Consider the following 15,313-nt stretch of genomic DNA (forward strand, 5'->3'; position numbering starts at 1 on the left):
AAACTGATTGCTATCATTAGCAATCAGTTTTTATTTTCAATCAATTATTTTACGTAATTTTCTTTTACAACTGTCGCACAACGTTCACATAATGTTTCATGTTCAGCATCTTGACCAATTGTTTCAGAAACAACCCAGCAACGTTCACATGTTTCACCAGTTGCCTGCGCTACAACAACAGCCGTATGCTCATATTTTGGAGCAGCTGCTGGAGCTTCTTCAATTGTTCCACCAAGTTTGTACTCAGAAACAATAAACAATTGTTTTAAATCTTCACGAATAGACTCTAACATTTGTTTCATTTCTACAGTCGGATATAGAGTAATACTTGCATTTAATGACTTACCAATTACTTTCTCATTACGAGCAACTTCTAAAGCTTTTAATACGTCATCGCGAAGTGTCATAAATGCATCCCATTTTGTTTTTAATACTTCAGCACCTTCTACTTCTACTGCTTCTGGCATATTAGTTAGCTGAACGCTTTCTTCAGTAACGCCAGGAATATACGGCCATACTTCATCTGCTGTATGAGGTAAGATAGGTGTTACCAGTTTCGTTAATGCAACAAGAACATCGTATAATACTGTTTGAATCGCACGACGATCGTGATGATTTGCAGCTTCGATGTATAAAATGTCTTTCGCAAAGTCTAAATAGAATGAACTTAAATCAATTGTACAGAAGTTATGAATTGCATGATATACTGCCGCAAAATCATACGTTTCATATGCTTCTTTTACTTTTGTAATTAAGTCATTTAATTTCACTAGCATATAGCGATCTACTTCACGTAGTTCACTTGCCGCTACTGCATCTTGACTTGCATTAAAGTCAGCTAAGTTTCCTAATAAGAAACGGAATGTGTTACGGATTTTACGATATACTTCTGCTACTTGTTTTAAAATATCATCTGAAATACGTACATCAGATTGATAGTCAACAGAGGATACCCATAAGCGTAAAATGTCTCCGCCTAATTGATCCATAATTTTCTTCGGTACAACGATATTCCCGATAGATTTACTCATTTTGCGGCCTTCACCGTCTAGTACGAACCCGTGACTTAGAACACCTTTATACGGCGCTTTACCAGTTACTGCAACCGCTGTTGATAAAGAAGAGTTAAACCAACCACGATATTGGTCAGATCCTTCTAAGTACAAATCAGCTGGACGCTGCAAGTCCTCACGCTCTTCTAATACAGCTTGGTGAGAAGAACCTGAATCAAACCATACGTCCATAATGTCTGTTTCTTTACGGAATTCGCCATTTGGACTAGATGGATGTGTAAATCCTTGTGGTAATAAATCTTTCGCTTCACGTTCGAACCATACGTTAGAACCGTTCTCACGGAATAGATCTGCTACGTGACTAATTGTTTCATCTGTAATAATTGGATCACCATTCTCTGCATAGAAGACAGGAATCGGAACACCCCACGCACGTTGACGAGAAATACACCAGTCACCACGGTCACGAACCATATTATGAAGACGTGTTTCACCCCATGCTGGTACCCATTTCGTTTCTTCAACAGCTTGCAATAACTCCTTACGGAACGCTTCAATAGATGCAAACCATTGGGCTGTTGCACGGAAAATAATTGGTTTTTTCGTTCTCCAGTCATGTGGATAAGAATGCGTGATAAATGTTAATTTTAATAACGCGCCAACTTCTTCTAATTTTTCCGTAATCGGTTTATTCGCTTTATCATAGAATAACCCTTCAAATCCAGGTGCTTCATTTGTTAATACACCTTTGTCATCAACTGGGCAAAGAACTTCTAATCCATATTGTTTACCAACAAGAAAATCGTCTTCTCCGTGTCCAGGTGCTGTATGTACACAACCTGTACCAGCATCTGTTGTAACATGCTCTCCAAGCATAACTAAAGAATCACGGTCATAGAATGGATGCTTCGCAACTGTATATTCAAGCTCGCTACCTTTAACTGTTTTCACAATTTCAGTATTTTCCCACTCTAACGTTTTCGCAACTGTATCAAATAGTTCAGAAGCGATGATATATTTCTCATCATTTACTTTTACAATGCTATATTCAAGTTCTGGGTGAACAGAAATACCTAGGTTTGCTGGCAGTGTCCAAGGTGTTGTTGTCCAAATGATAAATTTCTCATCGCCTTCTAATACGTCTTTTCCGTCTTTTACAGGGAATGCTACGTAGATAGATGCTGATTTTTTATCTTGGTATTCAATTTCAGCTTCAGCTAAAGCAGACTCACTTGTTGGAGACCAATAAACTGGTTTTTGCCCTTTATAGATATAACCTTTTTTCGCCATTTCGCCAAATACTTTAATTTGCTGCGCTTCATATGCTGGCTCTAACGTAATATACGGACGATCCCAATCTGCACGTACACCTAAACGTTTAAACTGCTCACGTTGACGATTAACTTGTTCATATGCATACTCCGCACATAATTTACGGAATTCCGCAACCGTCATTTCTTTACGCTTTACACCTTTATTTGTTAAAGCTTGTTCAATTGGTAAACCGTGTGTATCCCATCCTGGAACATATGGTGCACAATATCCAGTCATCGATTTGTAACGAACAATAAAATCTTTTAAGACTTTATTTAACGCATGTCCCATATGAATGTCACCATTCGCATATGGAGGACCATCATGCAGTACAAATAAAGGACGACCTTTTGTATGTTCTTGTACTTTTTCATAAATATTCATTTCAGCCCACTGTTCTTGCATTGCAGGCTCACGTTTTGGTAAATTCCCACGCATTGGGAATTCTGTTTTCGGCATTAGTAATGTATTTTTGTACTCCATGCTTATTTCCTCCTCGAATGTATAAAAGAAAGACCTTAAAAAAAATGGAATAAAAAAGAGACCTTCTCATCCCCAAAAGGGACGAGAAAGTCTCCCGCGGTACCACCCTAGTAGACCATGCATGTATGCATGAGTCCTCTTTATATTCTTAACGCGAATACACGCCTACGCTTACTTTTTTGTTCAGCGCGGAACTCCAGGGTGATCTTCCATTTATCTCCTTATCCTGAGCTTACACCGTCCTCAGTTCGCTATATAAGGTATGAAAAAGGTACTTATCCCTATCTTCGTTTTTCTTAATAAATATGTTGTTTAAAATTATATGTAATAATGAGAAAAACGTCAAGCTTACACTGTTTCTTCTTTCTTTAACAGCTCGTCCACTTCATCTTCTAGCTCAATTAATTTGTCCCAATCATCATTGTTTAGCATTTCAAGCTGCGCTTCTAATAGCATACGGAAACGCGTGCGGAATACTTTCGCTTGTTTCTTTAACTCTTCAATGTCAAATGCAACTTTTCTTGACTTTACTAAAGCTTCATTAATGATACGATCTGCATTCTTTTCTGCTTCACGTACAATTAATTTTGCTTCTTTTTGTGCATTACGCTTTACTTCTTCCGCCGCTTCTTGTGCAACAACGATAGATTTATTTAGCGTGTCTTCAATGTTAGAGAAATGATCTAATTTCCCTTCTAGTTGGGCCACTTTTTCTTCTAATGCTTTTTTCTCACGAATGACCAATTCATAATCTTTGATGATCTGATCAAGAAACTCGTTTACTTGATCCTCATCATAGCCACGGAATCCGCGACCAAATTCTTTGTTATGAATATCTAATGGTGTTAACGGCACAAACGCCACCTCCAAGTAGTTATCTGAATTTTCCTCTTTTAATTATATCTTTTCTTCGACAAAATAAGAGATTTCCCTTCTAAAAAACCAATCATTTTAGTATACCATACAAAACTCTCCATTTGTCGCGTTTCGTTTTTCCTTCTACAGAAAATAATTTACTTCGTCCATATCCTCTAACTGAAAACACATCACCTGGAAAACACTCGTAGGAAGTTTGCTCTACGACTTTCCAGTTCACCTTTACAAGACCGTTTTTGATAAGCGGTTGTACCTTTTGCCGTGATAGATGGAGCATTTCACTTAGTAGGACATCTAATCGAAGTGATGAAATGGTTCCAGACTGTTCTCTCCATTCTTCTTGTGATCGTAATACTTTATCTGCTTGTACAGAGGAGAGTGAGACCTTCATTTTTCCTATCGATTGTAAATTCATTTCAATGTACGACACAATTTCTTTTGCAACTATAATTTGGGCACGATTTTCTTGAAGCGAAATATCACCGCATTTTTCTCTTGTTAATCCAAGAGACATAAATGCACCTAATATTTGCCTATGTTCAAGCGTATAAAACTTGGAAGGATAGTCAATTTCTAATACTTCAACTTGAAAATCTTCTTCATTCAATTCAAGATAACTCGGATAAATAAGAGCTCTTTTCCTTTCCGCTTTTGGCGTAGCACCATAAAATCGCAAAGTCGCATCTCCTTGATTCCCAATTATCGTAGCAACAATTTGTTGCTGACGCGGATCAAGAAAATCCGTTAATTTCACTTGATGATATTCTTCAGCCATCTGTTTCCATTCTAACGCTTTATCCACAAAGACCGCTTCTTCTGGTCTAAAATGCTCATAGATGCTCATTCATTCAACCTCTTGTTACAGAAAATATTGAAATAGACTAATTAAACCACTATTAGCCAATTTTAATGCAATAATCGCAACAATTGGAGAAATATCAATCATCCCTAAAGGCGGGATAAATCTTCGAAACGGTTCTAAATATGGTTCGCAAATACGTGCAAGGAAATCACCAAATGTGGATTCTCTAGCTCCTGGAAACCATGATAGAAGAATATAAATAATAAGTGCCCAGGAATAAATCTGGATGATCCAAAGCAATGCTTGTAAAATAATCGTCATGGCGTATTACCACCTCTTTATATTTGTCTCTTCTTCTTCACCGAACAACTCAGAAATGGCCCCAACAATATCCACAGTCTCAGGTGTACAAATAAATGTTTTCGGTCCTAATTTTTGAATATCCCCGCCTATAGCGTATACAGTACCACTTAAAAAGTCAACGATACGCACAGCTTGATCTGTTGACATCCTTTGCAAATTAATGACAACTGCTCTTCTGCCCTTTAAATGATCCGCAATACCTTGTGCTTCCGAATATGTACGCGGTTCTAACAAAACAACTTTAGAAGACTGCTTTGCTGTTTCAATGCTTACAATATTTTGTTTCGGCTGTGCTTTCGTAAGTGGAATATCCTGCTGTTCTGGTGGATCTTGTTGTTTTTTCATTTCAACTTGCTCCTTTTCCTTTTCATAAGCTTCCCGCTCTTCTGGTGTGTCAAAAAAGAAGTATTTTACTTTTGACCAACTCATAATAACATTCTCCTTCCTTTTACGCTTTTCCTACTAAAATCGTTCCCAAACGAATATATGTAGCACCTTCTTCAATTGCGATCGTATAATCATTTGACATTCCCATCGATAGTTCTTTACACGGAGCGTATGATAACCCTAATTCTTGCACTTGTTTTTGCAAACCACGCAATGTCTTAAAACAATGACGAATTTCTGCTTCTTCTTCAGTGAACGGTGCCATTGTCATCAATCCAACAACTTCAATTTTATCAAACTCTTGCAGCGCACGAATAAACGCAACTGTTTCCTCTGCTGCTATCCCTTGCTTCGATTCTTCAGATGATGTTTTTACTTGTACAAAACATCTAACCTGCTTTGTAGCACGTTTTTGAATTTCTTTTGCAAGTGAAATGCGATCTAATGAATGCAAATAATCAATCTCATTAATAATTTCTTTTACTTTTCTTGTTTGAATTGAACCAATAAAATGCCAATTTACTTTTGCACCAAAATGCTCATACTTCTGTAAAAAACCTTCATTACGATTCTCACCTAAATCAGTAAGTCCAGCTTCTATTACTTCATTTGTTTTTTCAATTCCTACTGTTTTTGTTACTGCAACGAGCTTAATCTCTTCTGCCAAACGCTCTGCTCGTTCACACGCTTTTTTGATTTCCTCATTTACAAATGCTAAATTCTCTTGCACTACCACTTATTTTCAATCCTCCTTAAAGCCTATGAAACTCAACATTCTTCCTGTTTTCCCTCGATCACGGCGATGTGAGAAAAACAATTGTTCTTCACAGCTTGTACAAAGAGACGACATCACAATATGCTCATCTTTTATGCCAGCTTGTAAGCATAGTATACGATTGATTTCTTTTAAATCAATTGCATATTGTCCGTCTGAAATCACTTTATATGGAACAGGTCCGTTTACCGCTTGTTTTGCTGCTGATAATACACGATCATCAACTACATAACAGCAGGACCCAATGGCTGGTCCAATTGCAACATAAATCTCATGAGCTGGTACCCCTTCTGCACTCCACTTTTGAATCATTTCTTTTGCAATTTCCTTTACAGTTCCTTTCCATCCGGCATGTGCAAGTCCTATCATACCATGTGATGGCGCATAGAAATAGAGTGGAACACAATCGGCATAGCAAGATGTTAAACACACATCTCTATCAGTCGTATAAATACCATCTGTATTTGGAATACCATCTTCATATAAGTAGATTCCTCGTCCTTTTTCCCCTTGGCCTACTTTTTCAACGTGATGATCATGAACTTGCTCTGAACAAATCCAATTTTCTAATGGTTTTTGTAACTTGTTCGCTAAAATACGTCTATTTTCATGAACATTCTCCATCATATCATTCACATGTAATCCTAAATTCATCGCCTGGAAGGAGCCTGTACTGACTCCACCATCTTTTGTCGTAAATCCTGCAGTAATGTTTCCAAGTTCTTTCCACGCTTGTAAATACAATATACCGTCCTCATATATAAATGGTTCTCTCATAAAGCGGCTCCTTTTAATAAAATAACATAAAAAAGCATGGTACTTCCTGTCTATTTTACCATACTTTTATTTTTCCATAATGACAACATAAAAAAAAGAGGAATTTGTAATATTCTTTAAGAAATTGTCGGGGTTTGTATTGATTCTGTTACAGAATTGACATGATCCGCCCTTACTAATATTACATCCTCTCCAATTTTTACAATTTGCTTCCATGGAATGACAAACTCTGCCTCTTTCCCAAATATACCTAGCATTCTTGTTTGCTTTGAAATAATGACTGCTTGAATCTTCCCAGTGTTCATATCAATATCTATATCACTAATGTTTCCAAGCTTTTTTCCATCAGAGACATTTACAACATCCTTAATTTGAAACTCTGAAATCCGCATCATTATCATTCTCTCCTTTTATGTCGCTATTTGTAATTGATAAGTTTCCACCTGCAGTTTTACTTTATTTTCATTATATGAACACGCAATCTTTCCTATGAACAGAATCTCGGGGCGCGGAACATAAAAAGATCTCATCTTAAATGATGAGATCTTATCCTTGAATCGTTTTATTCATTTGTTTAATTGCTGATTTCTCAAGGCGCGATACTTGTGCTTGAGAAATTCCAATTTCTTCGGCAACTTCCATTTGTGTTTTCCCTTGAAAAAAACGTTTTCGAATAATCATTTTTTCGCGATCATTTAATCGTTTCATTCCCTCTTTCAACGCCAATTCTTCCACCCATTGCTCGTCCCTTTGTTTATCATCACTTAGTTGATCCATTACAAAAATAGGATCGCCCCCATCATTATATATTGGTTCAAATAGTGATACTGGATCTTGAATGGCATCAAGTGCAAAAACGATTTCTTCATGTGTCACTTCAAGTACTTTTGCAATATCCATCGCTGTTGGCTCTTTTGAATTTTCAGCAATTAGCTTTTCTCTTACCTGTAATGCTTTATACGCGATATCTCGCAATGAGCGAGAGACGCGTATTGGATTGTTATCACGCAAATATCTACGGATTTCTCCAATAATCATCGGCACAGCATATGTTGAAAATTTAACATTTTGGCTTAAGTCAAAGTTATCAATGGATTTCATAAGTCCAATGCAGCCGACTTGAAATAAATCATCAACAAATTCTCCTCTGTTGTTAAATCGCTGAATGACGCTCAGTACAAGACGTAAGTTTCCATTTACTAATTTCTCTCTTGCGCTTATCTCTCCACTTTGCATTTCTCGGAATAATTTACGCATCTCTTCATTTTTTAGTACTGGAAGTTTAGCTGTATCAACACCGCAAATTTCTACTTTGTTTCTCGTCAAAGTGTTCCCTCCTATCGGGAGTTGCTGTACAGTGTAAAGTATCTCCTTTGGAGGGAATTTTATGCATACCGTTTTTCTAGTACTTTCAAATAAAAAATACAATAAAACCAATCGGAATACCGATTGGTTTTATGTACTCTCCTTGATAACACAAGCTTTACAAGCGCCATTTTATACCATTTTATTAAATTCTTTCCGCAGCCTTTTTATGATTCTTTTTTCAAGACGAGAAATATAAGACTGTGAAATCCCCAGCATATCTGCCACATCTTTTTGTGTTTTTTCTTCTCCGCCCGCAAGTCCAAAGCGGAGTTCCATAATTTGTTTTTCACGATCATTTAATTGGTGTAGTGCTTTCATAAGAAGATGTCTATCTACAGTAGCTTCTAAGTCTTTTGTAATAATATCATCATCCGTACCAAGCACATCTGATAGTAACAATTCATTCCCATCCCAATCAATGTTTAATGGTTCATCAAATGAAACTTCTGAACGATTTTTATTATTTCTACGTAAATGCATTAAAATTTCATTTTCTATACAACGTGATGCGTAAGTTGCTAGTTTTATTTTCTTTTCAGGATTAAATGTATTCACAGCCTTAATAAGACCAATTGTTCCAATACTAATTAAATCCTCAATATTAATTCCGGTATTTTCAAACTTACGGGCTATATACACAACAAGCCGTAAGTTACGCTCAATGAGCAATGACCGTGCGGCTTGGTCACCTTTGGGCAATTTATTGAGGAGTACTTCTTCTTCCTCTTTTGTCAAAGGCGGTGGCAACGCCTCACTTCCACCGATATAGTAAATTTCATCGGTCTTAATTCCAAGTTTCAACAATACTTTATACCAAAGATATATGAAATAAAATTTTATTTTCGCCATATTCTCCCACCTCTCATAATTAAGCGATTATCACTTTTGGTGATATCAGCATTTTCGGATGTATAATACATTGATACTCTCCATTTGTAGACAATGGCTGTGTATTTAAACCGATTAATACTTTATTTACAATCATATCGCTTCCTTCATGATGAATTTGAACAACATCTGGCTTAATTGCCCACAAAAACTGATGCTCAACTCCTACCGCTCGAAAAGGAATTAAACGTAGCCTCGTTGCCCAACCTGAATCATTTTCTGGTATTTGCGGAATCTCTGTTTTGGAATAAATCTGTTCTGTTAACCATGTTGGTAAACAATGCTCTAGTGATGAAATATGCATAATCATAACTGGTGTTTTCGTTAAAGGGTCGTAAAGCTGGTTTCCACTATCAATCAAGCCATCTAGTTTCATTTCATTTTCGGCAAGTTTAATATTCACTTGCACAATTTGGTCATAATGAATCTTCGTCACTTCCACATTTTCAATACGTTTTTTGGAAAAGTAATAAATAATCGGAAATCCTAAAATCACAAACATCCAGCTTACTGGATCACCATAAGAAATTGCTTTCGCCTGAACTAATCCATCTACCATTTCATTCGTTTGTAGGAAAAAATGAGTTCCAATTAATCCTCCCCCTACCATAAATGTTACAAAATAAAAGGTGAAAACAGTCTGTGTATAATCTCTAAAAGTAGAAAATCCAAATGCTGTATACACAATAAGTAACGAGTATAATAGTTTCATAATTGGGTGTGTCATCATAGAAGCAAAAGGAGTAAAGGCAAAAATAACAATTGTAGAACCAATAAATGCTCCTAGCACAAGCCTCCATCTTTTGATCTTCTTTTTCAACACAGTTGCTGTTAATAAAAGTAAAAGAAAATCAATGCAGGCGTTTAACAACCAAACAACATCGGCGTAAACAACCAAACAATTCACCTCTTTTTTTAAGTTGAGACTAGTATAAAGCATATCCAATGGGAAAGTGTGTCAATTTACGGAGGGGTTTTTTTGTTATTTTGTGGTTTCTAGACATAATCTGTCGCGAGGTATATGTTGCAAGCCTGCAAATAATAAACTTTTTCGGTAACCTTCATCTAGCTTTCTTGCTTTCTATAAATTAGAAGATAGTCTTACTATATAAATGCAAATTGAAAAACCATATAAAACCTGTCTTTTTAGATGGGAGAGAGCATCCAGCCATGGATAGGAGCGGTCAGGGCCTTTTTTAACCCCATGCCATGCGAAAACAGAAAGAGAAAATGAGTGGAGATCTCCTTTTGTTTCCATGGACGCGACTTATCTGTGGAAAATCAAGATGAATTTATCAATTGAAAGTCGATATAAAACCTGTCTTTTTAGGAGGGAGAGAGCATCCAGCCATGGATAGGAGCGGTCAGGGCCTTTTTAACCCCATGCCATGCGAAAACAGAAAGAGAAAATGAGTGGAGATCTCCTTTTGTTTCCATGGACGCGACTTATGTGTTGGAAAAATCAAAATGAATTTATATATTTACAAATAACGCGATAAGTTTTTTCATGTGAAAACATTTAAGTTTATGTAATAAAAAAGAAAGGAGCCATAAGCTCCCTTCTTTTTTATCGTCTACGACGGTTACGTAAAAATGCTGGAATATCGATATCATCTGAATCTGTATTACGTTCATGCATAACAGGCTCTTCACGTTTCACTTCACGTTTTACTTCACGTTGTTTTGGTGGTTGAGCTGTTGGTTGTTGCTGTTGCGCGTGATTTGTAGTTGCTGTAGAACGTACAAATGGTTTTGGTGGCTGAACTGCAACACTATCATCAAAACCAGTTGCAATTACAGTAACAACAATTTCATCTTTTAAACTCTCATTAATTACAGAACCAAAAATCATATTTACTTCTGGGTCTGAGGCTGAAGCAACGATATCTGCCGCTTCTTGCACTTCATATAAGCTTAAGTTTGTGCCCCCAGTAATATTCATAAGAACACCTTGCGCACCATCGATAGATGTTTCTAATAAAGGACTAGAAATCGCGCGTTTCGCTGCTTCTGCTGCACGATTTTCACCAGTTCCAACACCAATACCCATTAACGCAGAACCTTTGTTAGACATAATTGTTTTTACGTCTGCAAAGTCTAAGTTAATGAGACCAGGTGTAGCAATTAAATCTGAAATACCTTGTACACCTTGTCGCAATACGTTATCAGCTTCGCGGAACGCTTCAAGCATTGGTGTATTTTTATCCACAATTTCTAAAATACGATCATTCGGTATAACAATGATTGTATCTACATTATCTTTAAATGCTGTAATCCCAGATATAGCTTGCGTTGCACGTTTGCGACCTTCAAATGTAAATGGACGCGTTACAACACCAACTGTTAATGCGCCTAGTTCTTTTGCGATTTGCGCAATAACTGGAGCTGCACCTGTACCAGTTCCGCCGCCCATACCAGCTGTTACAAAGACCATATCTGCACCGCGAAGTGCTTCTTGGATTTGTTCTTTACTTTCTTCAGCGGCTTTTTTCCCTACTTCAGGGTTCGCACCGGCACCAAGTCCGCGCGTTAATTTTCCGCCGATTTGCATTTTCGTTTCAGCTTTTGATAAATTTAATGCTTGTGCATCAGTGTTCACAGCAATGAAATCCACACCTTGTACACCGTGCTCAATCATACGGTTTACAGCGTTATTTCCGCCGCCGCCGACACCGATAACTTTTATGCTCGCTAATTGATCTTGAGTAGTATCAAACTCTAACATGTCGAAATCCCCCTAGAACCTCATTTTTCGTGTGCAATTTTAATCCCATAAATAACGGAATACACGTTTTACTTTTGACATCATACGCTCATTGTCTTCATTATTTTTGTTTTGTTTACGAGTTGGTTGTTTTGCAGGTTGCTGTTGTACTGGCATTGGTGCTGGGACAACTGGTTCAAAATGCTCTTCTTTCTCTTGAACATTTTTCCCGCGCAATTTTGCTTTTTGATAAGAATGTTTAATTAATCCGACTCCCATTGTATACTGGGGTTCACGAACACCGATATAATCTGGAGTTGCTATACGAACATTTTCATGTAAAATATCATATGCAAGATCAAGAACACCGGGCATAGAAGCAATTCCACCAGTTAATACATAACCAGATGCTACTTGTTTCACTCCTAGCTTCCGGACCTCTTCTTGAACAAACATCAAAATTTCTTCTACGCGTGCCTCAATAATATCAGATAACTCTAGTTGTGAATATTGCTCTGTTTGATCGCTTCCCATAATAGGAACCGTAAACACCTCTTCTTCAGATGCTGTATCATAAAAAGCATGTCCATATTTCAGCTTAATTTGATCCGCATTTTCAGTTGAAGTTTTAAGTCCTATAGCAATATCCTTCGTTATATGATCTCCACCTAAAGGCAATACACTTGTTGCTTGTAACTCTCCATCTTGAAAAATTGATAACGTTGTAGATCCCCCGCCAATATCAACAAGAGCTACACCTCTATTTTTCTCATCAGAAGATAAAGCAACCGTCGCAGCTGCTAAAGGTTGCAGACAAATATCAACAATTTCAAGGCCCGCTTTTTCTACACAACGTAGTAAATTATGTAGTAACGTTCTTGAGCCTGTAATTAATGTGCCTTCCATTTCTAATCTTACACCGATCATCCCGCGTGGATCGTTAATCTCATCAAGACCGTCTACAATGAACTGTCGAGGCACCACATCAATAAATTCACGTTCAGGAGCAATTGATACAACTTGTGCTGCATCCAGAACGCGTAAGACATCTTCATTTCCAATTTCACGATCTTCATTTGAAACAGCGACAACTCCGTGACAAGGAAGAAGCTGCACCTGGTTTGCATTCACACCTACAACAACTTGTTCAATGTGAATTCCTACCATACGCTCAGCTTGTTCAATTGCTTTTTTAATTGATCGAACAGTTTCGTCTATGTCAACTATGGAGCCCTTTTTCAAACCATTTGATTTTACGTTTCCAACACCAATAATGTTTAAGCCTTCATTTACCATTTCACCAATGATGACTTTAACATTGGATGTACCGATGTCAAGACTAACATATATTTCATTGCTGTTCATTCTTTGGCACCTCCTTCTTTATTTATACCATACAAGTCAATATATGGAACAACAATCGCAGCTTTACTATTTATAAGAAAAATATTCAACGTCTTTATGCGTTTCCCTTTTTTAACCCTGCATTTTTCTTATTTTTATTTAACATTCACTTAGTGATATTACAGTAATCTGTGAATGACTGCTTTATTTTGAAATAACTCTATTTCAAATGCAAAGATTACCGCCAAATATAAGTCTACACTAAGATGTACTCGTAGAAAAGCTAAACTTGTACCAATCCTAATATGAATCGAAGAAAATCTAGCTATTTTCACCAAATTGATTCTAATTGTAATGGAATTTACACATAGAAGAATACACTTGTCATTATTGTATTTAAAAAGAAATAAAACTACTACTCTACTGCTTTCCCTCTTCATTATCCAAATATTTGAAGTACGCACCTACTTCTAAATCAATTAGTGCTTTTCTACCTGACTCTATATTCTTTATAATAAGTGGATATGCTTCCATACGCTTGGCAAAATCTTGTATCGTTGTACTCACTTCATACCCTTCATTCATATATAAAGTAAGGTGATCTTCATTTGAATTCGTTGGAGCATAATGAATTTCAGAAATCGATCTGAGAATAATCGGCGTTAATTTTTCTAATTCTTCAATTAACTCTTTCATTTTCTCTTCTTTAAACGGTTCGAAAATTGGAGCTGCGACAGGTAACTTCCCGTTCGGTAATACGTCAAGCGTTTTACCATTCTCTAAAAGCGGTTGTAATTTCCCACCTTTGTTTATATACCCTATCGTTACATACTCTTCAATGTGAATGTCAATTTTATTCGGAAAACGCTTTTTGACATTCACTTTTTTAATTTCATTTCGTTTTGTTAAATTCTTTTCCGCCTTATGTGCTGTCACTCTAAAATAACTCGTTTTATATGTAACTCCAGATTCCTTCATAACTTGTGCATCTGTCATATAATGATTTCCTAGAACACTTATCTTTTTTATATTACTAAGTGGAGATCGAAAATAAATTAAAAAAAGTACTAATAAAAATAAAATCGATACATATAAAATTAATCTCTGATTGACAGGTTTTTTATTCCTTTTCTTTTGATTCTTTAGTTTTGGTACACGATCTTGTAGTTTAATCACTTTACTATTTTTCATGTACGATCCCCCTATGTAACATAAAAAACGGCATGTTACGCATGCCGTTCTTATCTTCTTATTATACCATAAATGATAATGAGCGGAACAAATAACAACTATCTTCCAATGATTTCTACTTCTGTATGCATATCTACACCAAATTTTTCTTTAATTGTTTTTTTGACAAATGCAATTAAATCCAGTACATCTTGTGCTGATGCAGATCCTGCATTGACAATAAAATTTCCATGCATTTCAGAAATTTTCGCACCACCGATTTGATACCCACGTAGGCCTGCCTTTTCAACTAGATCTCCAGCGAAATTTGGTAGTGGATTTCTAAATATACTGCCAGCACAAGGATGGTTCCATGGCTGAGTGTCACGGCGATAGTCTTTATTCTTTTGCACTATACCTACTATTTCTTCACGGCTTCCTGCTTTTAACTGCAATTCCGCTTCTACTACAATACCAGGACGCTTTGTTTGTAGAACAGAAGTACGATAAGAAAATTCCATCTCTTCTTTTGTTAACCACTTCATTGTACCGTCTTCAAACATAATGCGCGCTCTCGTTAAGATTTCTGACATATCTGATTTATGTGCACCGGCATTCATATATACTGCCCCACCCACACTTCCTGGGATACCACTAGCAAATTCTAATCCAGCTAGACCTTGGCGACTAAGTAATGTTGACAACTTAATAAGAGGATATCCTCCTCCTACTCGTACAGTAGTTCCTTCTACTTCTAGATGATCTAATCCTTCTCCTAAACGAATTACAACACCTTCAATACCTTTATCAGATACTAGAAGATTAGACCCACGTCCAATTACTGTCCACTTTGTGTGATATTTCTTTACTAAATCTAAAGTCTTTTCCACACCAATCACACTACTTGGCACGATTAGAATATCAGCTGGCCCACCTATTTTCATAGTTGTATAACGAGCTAACGCTTCATTTTCTAACACTTTACCAACTTCTGCTTCGATAAGTTCCTTTGCTAATTGTTTCATGATGATCTCCCCCATATGAAATCT

General features: G+C 36.7%; 15 protein-coding genes, 1 pseudogene and 1 other annotated feature. All 16 genes and pseudogenes read right to left on the reverse strand.

Annotation, left to right across the window (positions count from 1 at the left end; genetic code table 11):
- Positions 1-44: 44 nt before the first annotated feature.
- The 16 genes and pseudogenes from ileS2 to murB all read right to left on the reverse strand — a co-directional run bounded on the left by ileS2 (position 45) and on the right by murB (position 15,289).
- A complete protein-coding gene (ileS2, locus tag AAIE21_RS02125) occupies positions 45-2,810 on the reverse strand; it encodes an isoleucine--tRNA ligase (RefSeq protein ID WP_343265258.1) in 2,766 nt (921 codons plus the stop codon).
- 74 nt (positions 2,811-2,884) lie between these two features.
- Positions 2,885-3,107 (reverse strand) — a binding site (T-box leader).
- A 51-nt stretch (positions 3,108-3,158) separates the two neighbouring features.
- A complete protein-coding gene (divIVA, locus tag AAIE21_RS02130; protein ID WP_001131610.1) occupies positions 3,159-3,665 on the reverse strand; it encodes a septum site-determining protein DivIVA in 507 nt (168 codons plus the stop codon).
- 91 nt (positions 3,666-3,756) lie between these two features.
- Positions 3,757-4,530, reverse strand: a complete 774-nt coding sequence (locus AAIE21_RS02135; RefSeq protein ID WP_343265259.1) for a YlmH family RNA-binding protein — start codon at positions 4,528-4,530, stop codon at positions 3,757-3,759.
- A gap of 15 nt (positions 4,531-4,545) precedes the next feature.
- On the reverse strand, positions 4,546-4,809 hold the full coding sequence (locus tag AAIE21_RS02140; protein WP_343265260.1) for a YggT family protein: 264 nt from the start codon (positions 4,807-4,809) through the stop codon (positions 4,546-4,548).
- 6 nt (positions 4,810-4,815) lie between these two features.
- On the reverse strand, positions 4,816-5,280 hold the full coding sequence (locus tag AAIE21_RS02145) for a cell division protein SepF (protein ID WP_174103542.1): 465 nt from the start codon (positions 5,278-5,280) through the stop codon (positions 4,816-4,818).
- 19 nt (positions 5,281-5,299) lie between these two features.
- Complete coding sequence (locus AAIE21_RS02150) at positions 5,300-5,974, reverse strand: YggS family pyridoxal phosphate-dependent enzyme (RefSeq protein WP_343265261.1); 675 nt, start codon at positions 5,972-5,974, stop codon at positions 5,300-5,302.
- Positions 5,975-5,980: 6 nt separating this feature from the next.
- Positions 5,981-6,790, reverse strand: a complete 810-nt coding sequence (gene pgeF / locus AAIE21_RS02155) for a peptidoglycan editing factor PgeF (protein WP_343265262.1) — start codon at positions 6,788-6,790, stop codon at positions 5,981-5,983.
- 116 nt (positions 6,791-6,906) lie between these two features.
- A complete protein-coding gene (locus tag AAIE21_RS02160; RefSeq protein WP_343265263.1) occupies positions 6,907-7,185 on the reverse strand; it encodes a YlmC/YmxH family sporulation protein in 279 nt (92 codons plus the stop codon).
- A gap of 151 nt (positions 7,186-7,336) precedes the next feature.
- The gene (gene sigG, locus AAIE21_RS02165; protein ID WP_003199794.1) at positions 7,337-8,116 is read right to left on the reverse strand and encodes an RNA polymerase sporulation sigma factor SigG; all 780 of its coding nucleotides are present in this window, start codon (positions 8,114-8,116) and stop codon (positions 7,337-7,339) included.
- A 171-nt stretch (positions 8,117-8,287) separates the two neighbouring features.
- Entirely contained in the window at positions 8,288-9,007 is a 720-nt protein-coding gene (gene sigE, locus AAIE21_RS02170) for an RNA polymerase sporulation sigma factor SigE (protein ID WP_174099297.1), read from the reverse strand.
- A gap of 19 nt (positions 9,008-9,026) precedes the next feature.
- Positions 9,027-9,944, reverse strand: coding sequence for a sigma-E processing peptidase SpoIIGA (gene spoIIGA / locus AAIE21_RS02175; RefSeq protein WP_343265264.1), 918 nt, complete (start codon positions 9,942-9,944; stop codon positions 9,027-9,029).
- A gap of 669 nt (positions 9,945-10,613) precedes the next feature.
- The gene (ftsZ, locus tag AAIE21_RS02180) at positions 10,614-11,771 is read right to left on the reverse strand and encodes a cell division protein FtsZ (RefSeq protein ID WP_343265265.1); all 1,158 of its coding nucleotides are present in this window, start codon (positions 11,769-11,771) and stop codon (positions 10,614-10,616) included.
- A gap of 39 nt (positions 11,772-11,810) precedes the next feature.
- Positions 11,811-13,115: a cell division protein FtsA gene (gene ftsA / locus AAIE21_RS02185; protein ID WP_343265266.1), complete on the reverse strand. Its 1,305-nt coding sequence runs from the start codon at positions 13,113-13,115 to the stop codon at positions 11,811-11,813.
- A 158-nt stretch (positions 13,116-13,273) separates the two neighbouring features.
- Positions 13,274-13,390 (reverse strand): annotated as a pseudogene (locus tag AAIE21_RS02190) (DUF1290 domain-containing protein); the annotation flags it as partial.
- Between the two features lie 124 nt (positions 13,391-13,514).
- The gene (locus tag AAIE21_RS02195) at positions 13,515-14,285 is read right to left on the reverse strand and encodes a cell division protein FtsQ/DivIB (protein WP_343265267.1); all 771 of its coding nucleotides are present in this window, start codon (positions 14,283-14,285) and stop codon (positions 13,515-13,517) included.
- A gap of 98 nt (positions 14,286-14,383) precedes the next feature.
- Complete coding sequence (gene murB / locus AAIE21_RS02200) at positions 14,384-15,289, reverse strand: UDP-N-acetylmuramate dehydrogenase (protein ID WP_343265268.1); 906 nt, start codon at positions 15,287-15,289, stop codon at positions 14,384-14,386.
- Positions 15,290-15,313 lie beyond the last annotated feature (24 nt).

It is taken from the genome of Paenibacillus sp. 102, assembly GCF_039549175.1.
Classification (GTDB): domain Bacteria; phylum Bacillota; class Bacilli; order Bacillales; family Bacillaceae_G; genus Bacillus_A.